This is a genomic window from Sorangium sp. So ce119 (assembly GCF_051524405.1).
Lineage (GTDB): Bacteria > Myxococcota_A > Polyangia > Polyangiales > Polyangiaceae > Sorangium > Sorangium cellulosum_G.
The window spans coordinates 595,394-610,481 of the sequence record NZ_CP150310.1 but is presented as its reverse complement, the minus strand read 5'-3'; the positions used below and the strand labels follow the sequence as shown (position 1 = coordinate 610,481).

Annotated in this window: 10 protein-coding genes; 7 read left to right on the top strand and 3 right to left on the bottom strand. The window is 71.1% G+C overall.

The window, feature by feature from the left end:
* Window positions 1-127 precede the first annotated feature (127 nt).
* The 3 genes from WME76_RS02520 (at window position 128) to gspC (ending at window position 3,786) form a co-directional block, all read left to right on the top strand.
* Complete coding sequence (locus WME76_RS02520) at window positions 128-715, top strand: ubiquinol-cytochrome c reductase iron-sulfur subunit (RefSeq protein WP_437958633.1); 588 nt, start codon at window positions 128-130, stop codon at window positions 713-715.
* Window positions 712-2,505, top strand: coding sequence for a cytochrome b N-terminal domain-containing protein (locus WME76_RS02515; RefSeq protein WP_437958632.1), 1,794 nt, complete (start codon window positions 712-714; stop codon window positions 2,503-2,505). The genes WME76_RS02520 and WME76_RS02515 overlap by 4 nt, the downstream gene beginning before the upstream one ends.
* Before the next feature lie 321 nt (window positions 2,506-2,826).
* Entirely contained in the window at window positions 2,827-3,786 is a 960-nt protein-coding gene (gene gspC, locus WME76_RS02510) for a type II secretion system protein GspC (protein ID WP_437958631.1), read from the top strand.
* A 22-nt stretch (window positions 3,787-3,808) separates the two neighbouring features.
* On the opposite strand, the gene WME76_RS02505 is transcribed toward gspC, so the two are convergent.
* Together WME76_RS02505 and WME76_RS02500 are read right to left on the bottom strand one after the other, a co-directional pair.
* Window positions 3,809-5,413, bottom strand: coding sequence for a serine/threonine-protein kinase (locus WME76_RS02505; protein ID WP_437958630.1), 1,605 nt, complete (start codon window positions 5,411-5,413; stop codon window positions 3,809-3,811).
* A 147-nt stretch (window positions 5,414-5,560) separates the two neighbouring features.
* Entirely contained in the window at window positions 5,561-6,154 is a 594-nt protein-coding gene (locus WME76_RS02500; protein ID WP_437958629.1) for a hypothetical protein, read from the bottom strand.
* A 411-nt stretch (window positions 6,155-6,565) separates the two neighbouring features.
* Between WME76_RS02500 and treS the strand changes: the two genes are divergently transcribed.
* The 4 genes from treS (at window position 6,566) to WME76_RS02480 (ending at window position 12,836) form a co-directional block, all read left to right on the top strand.
* The gene (gene treS, locus WME76_RS02495) at window positions 6,566-9,964 is read left to right on the top strand and encodes a maltose alpha-D-glucosyltransferase (RefSeq protein ID WP_437958628.1); all 3,399 of its coding nucleotides are present in this window, start codon (window positions 6,566-6,568) and stop codon (window positions 9,962-9,964) included.
* Between the two features lie 442 nt (window positions 9,965-10,406).
* The gene (locus WME76_RS02490) at window positions 10,407-11,288 is read left to right on the top strand and encodes a hypothetical protein (protein ID WP_437958627.1); all 882 of its coding nucleotides are present in this window, start codon (window positions 10,407-10,409) and stop codon (window positions 11,286-11,288) included.
* 140 nt (window positions 11,289-11,428) lie between these two features.
* Window positions 11,429-12,004 carry a hypothetical protein gene (locus tag WME76_RS02485; protein WP_437958626.1) on the top strand — a complete coding sequence of 192 codons (576 nt, stop codon included), beginning with the start codon at window positions 11,429-11,431 and terminating at the stop codon, window positions 12,002-12,004.
* Window positions 12,005-12,215: 211 nt separating this feature from the next.
* Window positions 12,216-12,836 carry a superoxide dismutase family protein gene (locus tag WME76_RS02480; protein ID WP_437958625.1) on the top strand — a complete coding sequence of 207 codons (621 nt, stop codon included), beginning with the start codon at window positions 12,216-12,218 and terminating at the stop codon, window positions 12,834-12,836.
* Window positions 12,837-12,929: 93 nt separating this feature from the next.
* Here the strand turns inward: WME76_RS02480 and WME76_RS02475 are convergent, their stop codons facing one another.
* Window positions 12,930-14,480, bottom strand: coding sequence for a serine/threonine protein kinase (locus tag WME76_RS02475; RefSeq protein WP_437958624.1), 1,551 nt, complete (start codon window positions 14,478-14,480; stop codon window positions 12,930-12,932).
* Between the last annotated feature and the right edge of the window lie 608 nt (window positions 14,481-15,088).

Here is a 15,088-nt window from a genome sequence, read left to right as displayed (position 1 = left end):
CCGTCCGTCGAGGGCCCACTCCGAGTCTGAGTGGGCGCTCGGAGAGCGGCGCGAGCGAGGGAGAGCCTACGAGATGGCAGAGCCGACGCAAAAGGAACCTGGTGCCGGTGGGTACCTCGGATATGGATTGCCGCACGAGCCTGGGGCGCCCGGGGTGCCCGCGAGCGCCGGCGCGCCGATCGGAGCCCCGCCCCCCGAGGAGCGGCGCGGCGCCCTGAAGGCGCTCGTGGCGATCGGCGGCCTGGCGTACGCGGGCGCGCTCGCCGCCCCTGCCGCGAGCTTCCTCAGCGGCTCCGCCGCCGGCAACGCGGGCTCCGCAAGCGGGCGCGAGCGCTGGGTCCGGGTCGGGCGCCTCGCGGACCTGCCGCCGGACGAGCCGCGCCGCCTCAAGGTGGTCGGCGAGGAGCGCGACGCCTTCACGGTCGCGAAGGATCAGATGCTCGGCGCGATCTGGGTCATCCGCGAGGGCGAGAAGATCCGCGCGATGAGCGCAACGTGCCCGCACCTCGGCTGCGGCATCGAGCTCAACGACGACAAGAAGAGCTTCAACTGCCCGTGCCATGCGTCGCGCTTCGCCCTGTCGGGCGCGCCGGAGACCGGTCCGTCCCCGCGGGCCATGGATCCGCTCGCCACGCGGGTCGTGGACGGCTGGGTCGAGGTCGACTTCCGGCGCTACCGTGACGGGACCGCCGAGCTCCAGGAGATCGCAGGGTGAGCCTCGGCGACTGGCTGAACGAACGCATCGGGCACCGCGAGCCGATCCGCCGCCTGCTCGACGAGCCGATCCCCGGCGGCGCGCGCATCGGCTACGTCTGGGGAGGCGCGCTCGCGCTGCTGCTGCTGGTCGAGGTCGTCACGGGCGCGCTGCTCATGTCGGCGTACGCGCCGAGCGCGACAACGGCGTGGGCGAGCGTCGCGCACATCAACTTCACCCTGCGCGCCGGCTGGCTCATCCGCGGCCTCCACTACTTCGGGGCACAGGCGCTGATCATCCTGATCGCGATCCACGTGGGGCAGATCGTGATCCAGGGGGCGTACCGCGCGCCGCGCGAGGTCAACTGGTTCCTGAAGCTCGGCCTGCTCGGGGTGATCCTCGGGTTCGCCTTCTCGGGCAACCCGCTCCCGTGGGACCAGGACGGCTACTGGGGGGCGCGCGTCGAGACGGGCATCATGGGCGCGGTCCCCGTCGTCGGGCCGTTCACGCAGGAGCTCGTCGTCGGCGGGGCGTCGCTCGGCCACCTGACCGTGACGCGGCTCTACAGCCTGCACGTCTTCGTGCTGCCCGCGGTCATGGCCTTGCTGCTCGCCGCGAGCTTCGCGCTGTTCCGCAAGCACGGCTTCGGCGCGCCGTACGGCGCCGATCTCCGGAAGGCGGACCGGTTCTACCCGAAGCAGCTCGGCATGATCCTGCTGGCCGCGGCGCTCGTGCTGGTCGTCATCTTCGATCTCGCGGCCATCGAGCACGGCGCCCCGCTGGAGGCGCCCGCGGACCCGGTCAGCGACTACAACGCGCGCCCGGCGTGGTACTTCCGCCCGCTCTTCGAGCTGCGCAAGTTCTTCCCCGGCAAGCTGGAGCTCATCGCGACCGTCGGCGTGCCGGGGGTGATCGGGCTGTACCTCGCGCTGCTCCCGTTCATCGACCGGAAGCCCGGCCCGCTCCGCGCCCGCCTGCCGGCGCTCGCGCCGCTGTTCCTGATCGGCCTCGGGGCCGTCGGCCTCCTGGCCAAGTCGATCGCGACCGACGCGAAGGACGAGGGCTACCAGCGCTCGCAGGCGCAGAGCGCCGAGCGGACCGCGCGCGCGATGGCGCTGTTCAAGCAGGGCGTCCCGCCCGAGGGCGCGCTCGCGATGCTCCGGAACGATCCGGAGACGCGCGGCGAGGACCTCTACAAGAAAGAGTGCGCGAGCTGCCACCGGCTGAACGATCTCGGGCCGCCCAAGGAGAAGCAGACGGCGCCGGACCTCACCGGGTTCGGGACGAAGGCCTGGGCGCTCGAGGTGCTGAGGGACCCGGACGCCGACCACCTCTTCGGCAAGACGGCGTTCAAGGAGATGATGCCGTCGGTCTCGAAGCCGCCCGCGGACCCCGAGGCGGCGAAGGTGTTCACGCCGATGAGCGAGGCCGACCAGGAGACGATCGCCGCGTTCCTGGAGGCGCAGGCGCGCGGGGAGCCCGCCACCGGGACGCAGGGCGAGAAGCTGGTCCGGCAGCGGTGTACGAGCTGCCACCGGCTCGACGGCAAGACCGACGACGACGAGTCGGCCGCGCCCGAGCTCCGCGGCTGGGCCTCGGTCGCGTGGATCGAGGCGCAGATCACGAACCCCGGCAGCGGCAAGGCCTACCCGCCGGCGGCCATGTCGAAGGACCTCGAGGGCCACATGCCGGCGTTCGAGGACAAGATCTCCGCGAACGACCGGAAGCTCCTCGCCGCCTGGGTGTACCGCCGCGCGCGCGGGGAGTCCGCGAAGACGGCCGCCGCCAAGGCGCCCGAGAAGAAGCCCTGAGCGAGCCGCTCGCGGGGCGACGCCGTCCCGGGCCTTCCTCCTCCTCCTCCTCCTCCCCGTCTCGAACAGCTCCTCGATGAACGTCGGCGCGGCGCGCGACGGCGCGCGCTGATCCGTTCGGGCCGAGGCGCGCGCGCTGGCGTGCGCCCGCGCGGGGCGGCGCGCGGCGCCCGCCAGCGCGCGCGCGCCGGGCACGCGCGGTGCTGCTCGGCCCGAGGGAGCGAGCCAGTGGCGACATCGTGCACGGTCGTCTCACGCCGGCGTGCGCGCGGCGCTCGCCTCGAGGACGGCAGCGCGCGCGTCCCAGAAAGAGCAGGACCCGTGGACCTCGATGCGGCTGTGAAGCATCACTTCCCGTGGATCGCGGGCACGATGATCGCGTCCGCCTTCTATTTTCAGGCGGCCGGGGTCTCGCGCCTGGTCGGGAGCGAGATCATCCCGGACAGAGACGGAAGGAGCGCTCCCGCGCCGCCTGTCCCCCGCCGGGCGCCGCGCGACGGCCTGCACGCGACGAGCGCCGAAGCGATCCTGCAGCGCAACCCGTTCGACTCGGCGACCGGGCCGCTCCTCCCGCGACCGGGCGGCGCTCCCGAGGCGCGCGCGCCCGGCGACGCGAGGAGGAGCGACGATCCGTGGAGCGACCCGATCTGCGAAGCCGGGCGCGTGGTGCTCATCGCGGCGTCCGACGACGCCGCGTGGTCGTTCGCGGCGATCGAGGGCCCCGACGGGCGGGCGCAGCTCCAGCGGCTCGGCGGCCCCACGCCGGGAGGCACGCTCGCGCGCATCGCCTGGGACCGCGTCTGGCTCACCGCGGGCGGCGCGCGCTGTCAGATGCGGCTCGGCAAAGCCAGGGCCGAGGAGGCGCCGGAGCCGCGGCCCCGGCCGCAGGCGAGGCCGGTCGGCGGCGACGCCAGCCTGAGCTCGATCCCGCCCGAGATCGCCGCGCGCATCCAGCGCGTGAGCGCCACGGAGATCCACGTCGACCGGGCGACGGTCGACCGGATCCTCGAGCAGCAGGCGCTCCTGACGCGCTCCGCCGGGGTGACCCCGGAGCGGCGGGGAGGCCAGATCGTCGGGCTGAAGCTCAGGCTCAGGCGCGGCTCGCCGCTCGAGATGCTCGGGCTGGAGACCGGGGACTCGCTGCGGTCGATCAACGGGCTCGACGTCAACGACCCGCAGAAGGCGCCGGAGGCCTACGCGCGGCTCCGGACCGCGAGCCACCTGTCCATCGCGATCGAGCGCGGCGGCCAGCTCATGACCCTCGACGTCGACATCCGCTGACGGCGCGGCGCCGGCGCGGGGCTCAGCCGAACGCGTCGACGGCCGCCCTGGCCGGGCGGTTCGCGAGCGACGGCGGCGCGACAACCGACTCCCACCACGCCGCCGCGTGCCGCTCGGTCCACGCGGCGTCCATGCCCAGCGCGGCGAGCCGCTCGGACAGCTCGCGCGCCGACTGCGGCCGCTTCGCCGGGTCCTTCTCGAGGCAGTCGAGCACGAGGCGGTCGAGCGCCGGCGGGATGGCGCGCGCCGCCCGCTTCGACGGCGCGACGGGCGCCTCGGTCGCGTGGAGCAGCACGGTCTTCATGGCCGTGTCGGCCTCGAACACGAGCGCGCCCGTGAGCAGCCAGTAGGCGACGCACCCGAGCGCGTAGATGTCGGTCCGGCCGTCGATCGGACGGTCGCCGACCACGACCTCCGGCGCCATGAACGCGGGCGTCCCGGTGATCGCGTTGTCCGCCGTCAGCGTCGAGGGGGCCGCGTCCTTCCGGCGCTCGGCCACCAGACCGAAGTCGAGCACCTTCAGGAAGTCGAGATCCGCGCCGTATCGGCACAGAAAGAGGTTCGCCGGCTTGATGTCGCGGTGCACGAGGAAGGTCTTGTGCGCCTCGTGGAGCGAGTGGCAGGCCTGCCGGAGCAGGTGGACCACCCGCGCGGGCGGCTGCGGGCCGTCCAGCTTGACGAGCGTGTCGAGGTCCATGCCCTCGAGCAGCTCCATCACGTAGTAGAACGACCCGTCCCGGGCGACGCCGAAGTCGAAGATGCCGATCGTGTGCGGCGACCGGAGCGCCGCGGTCGCCTGCGCCTCGCGCTCGAACCGCAGCTTCGCGGTGCTGTAGCTCGCCGCCCCGCCCTCGAACGCCTCCGGGCGGATCAGCTTCACGGCCGCCGGGCGCGCGAGCATCCGGTGCTTCGCCCGCCACACCTCGCCCATGCCGCCGCCGCCGAGCCGCTCGACGAGCCGGTAGCTGCCGAGCTCCCGCGCCGCGTCGAGCTTGCGCCCGAGCCCGAAGACGACGCGCGACACGAGCACCGAGAGCGCCAGGGCGATGACGCTCGGGAAGAAGCGGCGGAGCATCGCGTCGCGCGAGGGCAGCTCCATGAACCCCGACCGGACGAGCACCCACAGGAACGCCGGCTCGGTGAGGATCGCCAGCGTCGAGGTGAGCAGCGTGCGCACGCTCGGGGCCGGGACGACGATGGGGAACATCAACACCCAGATGGCCACCGGCGACCAGCCCGGCAGCATCGGCCCCTCCGGCCACGGTTGCGCGTTCGTGGCGACGGCGAGCGAGGCGGCGCCCAGGATCTTGTAGGCGAACGAGAGGTCGACGATCCGCGGCGGCGGGAGGAGCCTCCTCCGCGCGACGACGAAGAGCGCGGCCGAGACGAGCATGAACGGCAGGTAGACCGCGAAGCGGATCGCGTGGGGGCCGAGCCGGAGGCTCGGGAAGAGCTCCGACACGATGAAGCCGAAGGCGCCCACGACGAGGGTGCAGAGCGACATCCACGCGACGCGCCGCACCGCCTGCTCCTCGAGGTCCGGCGGGAGCCGGGGCGACAGCCACGCGAAGCGCGACGGCAAGCACGCGCTGCTGGCCTCGGGGCCGAGGAAGATCGTCTCGCTCATGGCATTGCGCGCAGCGCCAGGCCGCGTTCGCCTGCCTTTAGGGGAGGCAGCAGGCGGCGGGAACAGGAAGCGTCGCGCGCGGCACGGCGCCGTCGTCGCTCCCGCGCGCCACGGCGCCTCCGCGCGCGGGAGCAGGTTGACGCAGGTTTACTTGGAGAAGACCTGCGCGGCCGCGATGCCCGCGCCCTTCGTCGCCTTGAGGATCACCTTGCCGGGGCCGCCGATCGGCAGCGGGTTCTTCCAGCAGCCGGAGCCCTTGCCGCCGAGCGTCGCCGCGGCGCCGGTGGTGCTGTCCTGCGCGAGCACGACGGGCGGCAGCGCGGGCGCCGGCTGCGAGACGAGCTGGATGTCGAGCTCCTGGACCCCGATGCCGATGCCCACGACCGTGTAGCACTTGCCAGGCGAGATATTGATGTCCTGCTCGAGCGTCTGACCCTCCTGGAACTGCCCTGCGAACGGCCCGCCGTCCGCCTTCATCCCCGGGGCCTCGGTCGTGCCCATCCCCTGGAGGATCGGCGTGGCGGCCACCGCGGCGACCGGCGGGACCGGCGTGGCGGCGGTGCCGGCGGGCGCGGCGGTGGTCGTGGCCGTGGGCACCGCGGTCGCGGTCGTGGTCGGCATGGCCGCGGCGCACCACTGGCCGGGCGGGCACGGGTTGGTCGGGTCCGTCGTCGGCTCGGGCGTCGACGAGCACGCGAGCGCGGCGAGGCAGAGCGGGAGTACGTGGAAGACACGCATCATGAGAATGCTCCTTGGATGGGCATGAGCTCGCCCGATCACAGAACGAGGTGCCAGCGCTTCTTACACCGGCTGCGGTTCGACGTGTGGGCCGAGCTCACGAAGCAGCGATCTCGACAGCGCGCGGCATCGCTGAGGCCGCCGGCGGCCGCCGCGCCGCTTTGCGCCCCGCGCCTTACGTGCTATCCGAGGTCGGGCCAGCGCGGTCTTGCAATTCCAAGTAGTTAAACTATACACGTGATCCGCGTCACCTGCGTGGGACGGCAGTGCGCGCCCAGTGGTGGACCTCCCAGCGTGCGTTGCCTCCTGGCCTCTCCTGGCTCGGCGGCGGCGCGCGCCGCCTGAGGTCTGTACCGCTGTGTCCTTTGCGCCCGGCGTCGTCAGCGCGGACAGCGCGCATCCGTCGGAGCAGCCATGAGCCAGGATCAGAAGCCCCCTCCCGCTGAAGGCAACGCCCTCTGGTACAAGGACGCGGTCATCTACGAGCTCCACGTCCGCGCGTTCAGCGACTCGAACGCCGACGGCATCGGCGACTTCGAGGGGCTCATTGAGAAGCTAGATTACCTTCAAGATCTGGGCGTCACCGCGATCTGGCTCCTGCCCTTTTACCCCTCGCCGCTGCGCGACGGCGGATACGACATCGCGGACTACACCAACATCAACCCCTCTTACGGCACCCGGCGCGAGTTCGCCCGACTGCTGCGCGAGGCGCACCGCCGCGACATCCGCGTCATCACCGAGCTCGTCCTGAACCACACATCGAACGAGCATGAGTGGTTCCAGCGGGCGCGGACCTCCCCCAAGGGCTCGCGCTGGCGCGACTTCTACGTGTGGAGCGACACGCCCCACCGCTACAAGGACGCCCGGATCATCTTCAAGGATTTCGAGACGTCGAACTGGGCGTGGGACCCGGTGGCCAACGCCTATTACTGGCACCGCTTCTACTCCCACCAGCCCGACCTCAACTTCGAGAACCCGGACGTGCACGCGGCCGTGTTCAAGGTGGTCGACTTCTGGCTCGAGATGGGCGTGGACGGGCTCCGGCTCGACGCCGTGCCGTACCTCTACGAGCGCGACGGGACGAACTGCGAGAACCTGCCCGAGACGCACGAGTTCCTGCAGAAGCTCAGGCGCCACATCGACGCGAATTTCTCCGATCGCATGCTCCTCGCCGAGGCCAACCAGTGGCCCGCCGACGCCGCCGCGTACTTCGGCAACGGCGACGAGTGCCACATGAACTTCCACTTCCCGCTCATGCCTCGGATGTTCATGGCGGTGGAGCTCGAGGACAGCTTCCCGATCGTGAACATCCTGAAGCAGACGCCCGTGGTCCACGAGACCTGTCAGTGGGCGACGTTCCTCCGGAACCACGACGAGCTGACGCTCGAGATGGTGACCGACGAGGACCGGGACTACATGTACCGCGTCTACGCGCAGGAGCACACCGCGCGCATCAACCTGGGCATCCGCCGCCGGCTCGCCCCGCTCATGAAGACGCGGCGCAGGATCGAGCTGATGAACGCGCTGCTCTTCTCGCTGCCGGGGACGCCCGTCCTCTACTACGGCGACGAGATCGGGATGGGCGACAACATCTATCTCGGCGACCGCGACGGCGTGCGCACGCCGATGCAGTGGAGCGCCGATCGGAACGCCGGCTTCTCCAGGGCGAACCCGCAGAAGCTGTACCTGCCGATCATCATCGATCCCGAGTACCACTACGAGGCGATCAACGTCGAGGCGCAGCAGCAGAACCCTGCCTCGCTCCTCTGGTGGATGAAGCGGCTCATCACCCTGCGCAAGCAGCACAAGGTGCTCGGCCGCGGGACGATCGAGTTCCTGCACCCGGACAACAGCAAGGTGCTCGCGTTCGTCCGCGCGCACGGGGACGAGCGGCTCCTCGTCGTGGCGAACCTCTCGCGCTACGCGCAGCACGTCGAGCTCGACCTCACGCGCTTCGAGGGCATGGTGCCCGTCGAGCTGTTCGGCAGGAGCCGCTTCCCGGAGATCACGAGCAGCCGCTGCTACCCCCTGTCGCTCGGGCCGCACGACTTCTTCTGGTTCGCGCTGGAGCCGGCGGTGCCGTCGGTGTCCGCGGGCGAGGGCCAGGCGGCGCCCGCGATCTCGACGAAGGGCACGTGGCAGGCGCTCCTCTCCCCCGAGGGCCGCAGGGCGCTCGAGCCGGCGATCGGCAAGTACATCTCGGCGCGCCGCTGGTTCCGCGGCAAGGCGCGCACCCGGCGCTCGACGACGCTCGCGGACGTGATCCCGATGGCGCGTGACGCGCAGGGGGTGGCGCAGCACTTCATCCTGCTCGTGCGCGTCGAGTACACGGACGGCTCTCCGGAGACGTACGTCGTGCCGGTTGGCTTCGCGACCGGCGATCGCGCGCGGGAGATCACGGCGCGCACGCGCCACGCGGTGATCGCGGACGTCACGGTGCGCGATCCGGACCCGGAGAGCGCGGCCGCGCCCGAGGGCGTCCTGTACGACGCGCTCGCGACCCCGGAGTTCGCCGCGCTGGTCCTCGCCGCGATCCGGTCGCAGGGCGTCGCGGCCGGCGCCGCCGGCGAGCTCCACGCGCTGCCGCTCGGGACGACCCTCGATGCGCTCGGCGCCGAGGGAGAGCTCCCGGCGCGCATCGCCGAGAGCGAGCAGAGCAACACGACCATCATTTACGGCGACAAGCTGCTCCTCAAGATCTTCCGTCAGGTCGAGGAGGGCATCAACCCGGAGCTCGAGATCGGCCGGTTCCTGACGGAGCACCAGTTCCCGTCCACGCCGCGGCTCGCCGGGGCGATCGACTACGTGGCCCGCGGTCGCGAGGCGACCACGGTGGCGATGCTCCAGGAGTATGTGCAGAGCCAGAGCGACGCGTGGACGAGCACGCTCGAGGCGCTGAACCGCTTCTTCGAGCGGGTGCTCGCCGACGAGGAGTCGGTGAAGGGCGGCGCGCCGCCGATGCCCTCCGGCACGCTGGTCGACGCGTCGCGCGCGGCGCCGCCGCCGATCGTGAACCAGCTCATGGGCACCGAGCTCGTGAGGATGCGGCTGCTCGGCGAGCGCACCGCGCAGCTCCACCTCACGCTCGGCAGGCAGAGCAAGGACCCCTCGTTCGGGCAGCAGGCGTTCACGACGCTGCACCAGCAGTCGATCTTCCAGTCGGCGCACGGCATGCTCGCGCGCACCTTCGCGCTGCTGAGGAAGCGCGAGCGCTCGCTCCCCGAGCACGTGCGGGAGCAGGTGTCGGCGATGCTGCAGCGCGAGGCCGAGATCAACGCGAAGCTCCAGCAGATCGTGTCGAGGAAGTTCGACGTCACCCGCATCCGGACGCACGGCGACTTCCACCTCGGCCAGGTGCTCTCGACGGGCGACGACTTCATCCTGATCGATTTCGAGGGCGAGCCGGCGAGGCCGCTGAGCGAGCGCCGCTACAAGCGCGGCCCGCTCCGGGACGTGTCCGGGATGCTGCGCTCGTTCGACTACGCCGGCGCCTCGGCGCTCCGGGACGCTCGCCTCCGGCCGGAGGACGTCGCCGTCCTCAAGCCGTGGACCGAGGCCTGGGTGGCCTGGGTCTCCGCGAGCTACCTCGCGGGATACATGGAGACGATCGCGCGCGCCCAGGCGACCGCCGAGGCGCGGACCGACGAGACGGCGCCGTACGTGCCCGCGAGCGACGCCGACACGGTGCTCCTGCTCGACTTCTACATGCTCGAGAAGTGCATCTACGAGCTCGGCTACGAGCTCAACAACCGGCCTGACTGGCTGGACATCCCGCTGCGCGGGCTGGAGCAGCTGATTACGCCCAAAGCGTAATTGTGCGCTCCTGCCCTCCCCTTCCCTGACCAGAACTGTCTCGGGCGCCTCCCAGCGCGCGGGGCGCGCCTGAGGCGTGGCGTTCGCGGAGACCTGACGGCGCGCCGCTTCCCCTCGTCGGCGCGGCGTTGTGCCGGCGCGGCGTTGCGGCGGCGCACCGGGTGTCCGGCGGCGCAGGCCTCGGCTCGTGAACAGAGGAGATGCCCTGGCGTCGCGCATTGGCCCGCTCGGCAGACGAAGAGTCGAGTCGCTCGGCGGCCACGTCTGGTAGGCTATCGGCCTGCGCCGCCGAAAGGAGCCCCGGGAGCGCGGTTGACCTGAACCTCGGGCCAGGAGGTCCTACCCAGTGAGCAGGAGTTCGCACCTTGGCCTGGCACTACGCATTGCCGTCGTTCTTCTCATTTTCTCATCCGTAGGTCGCGCCGAGCCCATAAAAGAGCCCGTGGACGACGCGGTGACCCGCCTGCGCGTCCAGGCGAACGCCGCGCAGGCGGAGGGCCGCTTCGCGGAGTCCCGCGAGCTGTGGCAGGCGATATGGAGGATGGAGCGCTCGCAGGTCGCCGCCTGCAACATCGGGGCGCTCTCTTACCGGATCGGCGATGCGCCCGCTGCCGTGCGCTGGCTGTCGCTGTGCAAGGAGATCATGCGGCCGCCGGGCACGCCGGAGGAGCGCGAGCTGTACGAGTCGCGGCTGTTCGACCTGGCCCGCGCGCGGCAGCTCGTGGGCGAGATCCGCCTCATCGTCCCCGCCGGGGCGTCCTGCACCATCGACGGCGAGCAGGTCACGGTCGAGCGCGACAAGCTCATCCCCGTCACCCCGGGACACCACTCCATCGCGGCGACGCTGAACGGCGCCGCCGCCGTGCGGGTCGACATCGATGTTCGCCGCGGAGAGGTCCGCGAGGTGCGGCTCGATCTGACGGTCCCGGCGCTCAAACCCACGGCGACGAGCGGCCCGGCGCCGGCGAGCGCGCCGCCCAGCTCGGGGCTGCGGACCGGCCTCATCGCCGGGGGCATCGCGGGCTCGGCGCTCTTCCTGGCGCTCGGCGGCGTGCTGATGGTCGTGGCGCACGACGCGGAAGTGAACCGGGACGAGACCGCGCGGAGCGTCGGAGGCAACAACTGCCTTCGCCTCATCGCGCCGGAATGCCAGAAGGCCGCCGACTACGAGAACACGATGTTCACGGCGCGCGAGCTCGGCACGGCCAGCTTCATCACTGGCGGCCTGCTCGCAGCCGGCACGCTCGGCTTCGCGCTCTTCACGCAACAACGCGCCGAGATCACGGCGTCCGCCAGCGGCATCGCGGTGCGGGGGGTGTGGTGATCGCCCCGGATCGCGGGGGCACGGCGGCGATCGCCCGGCGGACGCCGAGGTCGCGCGGTCGCGGTGAGCCGAGCTGAAGGGCCGAGATCGGCCGCTGGACGGCCCGGGCGACGCCGTTATCCTGGAGCGCCGGAGGGGCGATGATCCGGCTGGAGCTCGCAGGCGCGCACACGAGGGTGCACTCGACGTTGTGCGGCGCCTGTCCGCAGGGGCCGACCGGCTGCTGCGCCAGCCCGCCAGGGGTCGAGTGGTCGGACATCGGGAGGATCGTGTCGCTGGGCGGCGCAGGCTGGTTGTTCGAGCAGATGGCGGTCGGCAGCCTGCGCCCTGGCCAGCGCGGCTTGCTCATGCTCCGCGTGGAGCCCCGGGACAGCGACGGTCGTGCGCTCCCGAAGAGGTGCGCTTTTCACGGTCACGAGGGCTGCACCATCCCGCCGCAGCGGCGCGCGGCGACATGCAATTACTACGTCTGCGACGACGCGTTCGCGCACGGCGGCGAGCCCAGCGGCGATCCTGAAGCGCTGGCGGGCCGCAGGGCGCACGACGCGCTCGTGGATCTCTACGGGAGATGGGATCTCGAGCTCGCCGCCCGCATCCGTGAGGGCTGGCCTGACGGCCCTCCGTGGAATCAGGATTTCCTTGAATGGCTTGGTCGAGAATACGAGCGCCTCGCCTCCAGGGCAGCGTCGACCGCTCCGGCGCTCAAGCCTCGATAGCCCTGCACGGCGCGCGAGGCGCCGCGCGCAGCGGCCCTCCTTGTCGAGCGTAATCGGATTCGCACCACCGGCCCGACGCTGCGGGTGTGTTTTTTGTTGCCGAGCTGTTTGGATACACGCCGTCTTGGGACATACTCCTGCGCTCGATGACCTGGCCGCGTCCAGCGGGCAACTGCTTGCCCGCTCGGGTCGCGCCGAGGAAAGGAGACTCATGTCACGGTGGTTGAAGCTCTCGTTGGTCGCCCTTGGCGCCAGCGCTCTCTTGACGGCGTGCGGAGACGACGGTGAGTCGCCCGCTGGATCCAGCACCACCAGCACCTCGTCCGCGAGCGGCTCAGGGACCGGCGGCGGTGATGCCTCCTCCACGAGCGCGTCGGGGAGCGGCGGCGGCGATGGTGGAAACGGCGGCGACGGTGGAGGCGGGAACGGCGGCGGCGCCTCCGCGCGCGCCGAGGCGGCGCTCGAGGCGACGAGCTCGAGCGGGCTGGAGGGGACTGCGACGTTCACGCAGAACGGAGACGAGGTGACGCTCACCATCACGGTGTCCGGCTGCCCTGAAGGCGAGCACTCCGCTCATCTGCACGAGAACAAGAGCTGTGAAGACAACGCTGACGCCGCGGGCGGCCACTGGATCCCCAACGGAGAGGGGCTCGGCAGCTTCACGTGTGATGCGAGCGGCGAGGGCACGCATACGGTCACGCGCGGCACCGACGTCTGGACCGTGGGCGACGGCGCCAGCACCGACGTGACGCAGTACTCGATCGTCGTTCACGCCGCGGCCGATCCGAGCGCGGGCGGCCGCATCGGCTGCGGTCTCATCGAGCTGGAGTAACCCTCCGCACGGCATCCGCGCGCCCCGTCCGAGCCTCGGCGGGGCGCGGCCACTCCCCCGGCTCGAGGCCGGTCACGACGCTCGTCCGACGGGCTAGCGAGACGTCGCGCCCGGCGTGATCTCCTGGGGTCGGAGCGTGACCGTGCGCTCGACGGCGTCCGACGCGGCGAGCTGCAGGAACAGCGACTCGTCGAAGGACCCGGCCCTCGACACCACGACGACCTGCATCCCCGTGGGAAGCTCGATGCTGAGCGGCGTCTTGCCGAGCTCCGTCCCGTTCCACGTCACCTTGGCGTCGGACGGCTCGCTCTTGATCGTGACCTTCGCCTTCGGGCCAGCGCTCTCGAGAGGGGCCGATGCCGCCGGAGGAACCCACACCGTCGTCGTGGGCGCGACGTCCGACGCGTGCACGGAGCCGTCCAGCAGCGTGCCCCGCTGCACCATCGCGACGGCCCCTGCGCCCAGCAGCGCGGCCGCGCCGAGCGCGGTGAACAGGTACCCGCGCTGCCGCCAGGGCGAGGGGCGTCCCACCGTCGCGCCCAGGCTGTCGGGATCGGCCGCCGGCGGCTCGTGCTGAGGCAGACCAGGGGTGCTGTGCTCGGTGAGGACCGGCAGCCCGGTCGCAGAGGGCCACATCGAGCGGTTCATCCCCATGACCATCGACGCGCGAGGGAAATCGCTGATCATGGAGGCGCGCTGGATGTCGCCGGTGACGTCCAGCGAGCTCAGGTACTCGAACTGCGCGGTCACCTGCTGGCGCACGAGCGCCCTGCTCTCCGCGAACATCTCGAGCACGTACGCGCCGAGCTGCTCCTTCCGGACGTCCTCGCCCGAGACCAGGAGGTAGCTCTCCAGCGCGTCACCCATCTCCTGCGCGGTGGCGAACCGCCGCGCGGGGTCGCGCTGGAGCGCCTTCGCCACGATCTCGTCGAGCGCCGGGTCGATGTCCGGCACCACGGTGGAGAGCCGCGGGATGTCCCGCGTGAGGAGCTGGTGCATCACGGCGACGTGATCGCCATCGAACAGCCGGCGCATCGCCAGGAGCTCCCAGAGCACGATGCCGATCGCGAAGATATCGGCCCGCCGGTCGACGTCCTCGCTCGCCATCGCCTGCTCGGGCGCGGCGTACGCCATCTTGCCCTTGAAGGTGCCGTTCTCGGTGTGCGCCGCGTTGAGCGACGCCTTCGCGACGCCGAAATCGACGATCTTCACCGCGCCGTCGTACGTGACGAAGATGTTGTGCGGCGAGACGTCGCGATGGACGATGCCGAGCAGCCGGCCGTCGAAATCCGTGAGCTCGTGCGCGTAATGCAGGCCGCGCAGCGTCTCGGCGATGACCCGGACCCACGCCGTGCGCGTGAAGTTGCTGGCGCCGGCACAGCCGCTCACGACCGCCCGCACGATGTCCTTGAGCGGCTGGCCCTCCAGGTACTCCATGACGATGAAGTACCCGCCGCTCTCGCCGCCGATCTCGTAGGTCTGGATGACGTTCGGGTGGTTGAGCCGCGCCGACAGCTTCGCCTCGTCCAGGAACATCAGGACGTAGCGCGGGTCCTCCGCCATGCCGACGCGGAGGCACTTCACGACAACGAGCTTGTTGAACGACCCGGGCCCGCGGGAAACGGCGAGGAACACGTCCGCCATTCCACCGCGACCTAATTTTGCAACTAGGCGGTATCTACCAAGCAAGCTATTACTCGCTTGCTTGTTCGCAGAGATGATTTGACCGCCTGCATTCACGACATCCCCCGCTATAAGAGCTTAACTACTCCGTTGACCTGAAGTTTGCAAAGACTTTTACGCTCGGAAACACTCGCGTACCCGACACGTAGGTGGCGCGGCGCGGCATCCTGGCGCAGCGCTTCATCGGCCGACGAACACGCGACCGGCCGAGGTGGCAGGCCAATCGGGTCGAGGGGAATGAATGTCGGCGCCCTGACAACCTCGCCTGGATCGAGATGCCCGGCATGTGGCCGTGCGCACATCGTGATCGCACCAACATGCCAGTTGATCGGCCACACTGTCATTGTACACCGACAGCTCGGAGTTTGGTGGCCGGAATGTGCGACCCAGGGCCGATCGCACAGGTCCGCCGGGGACACCAGGACAGGCCGGCTCGGCGGGGGTCATGGAGCCTGCTGGTAATGGTGCCCACAGGTGGACTCGTCGGCGACCCAGAGTCGGTTACCGTCTGGCGCAGTATCCGCCCTGCGCGGAGCCTGAGCGACGCGAGGGTCGCCCAGCGGTCGGGG

Bases quoted from the DNA above. Each gene is read 5' to 3' on its own strand.
- WME76_RS02505 (WP_437958630.1), bottom strand. From the start codon at position 5,413: ATGAGCGAGACGATCTTCCTCGGCCCCGAGGCCAGCAGCGCGTGCTTG.
- WME76_RS02480 (WP_437958625.1), top strand. From the start codon at position 12,216: ATGTCACGGTGGTTGAAGCTCTCGTTGGTCGCCCTTGGCGCCAGCGCT.
- WME76_RS02500 (WP_437958629.1), bottom strand. From the start codon at position 6,154: ATGATGCGTGTCTTCCACGTACTCCCGCTCTGCCTCGCCGCGCTCGCG.
- WME76_RS02485 (WP_437958626.1), top strand. From the start codon at position 11,429: ATGATCCGGCTGGAGCTCGCAGGCGCGCACACGAGGGTGCACTCGACG.
- treS (WP_437958628.1), top strand. From the start codon at position 6,566: ATGAGCCAGGATCAGAAGCCCCCTCCCGCTGAAGGCAACGCCCTCTGG.
- WME76_RS02475 (WP_437958624.1), bottom strand. From the start codon at position 14,480: ATGGCGGACGTGTTCCTCGCCGTTTCCCGCGGGCCCGGGTCGTTCAAC.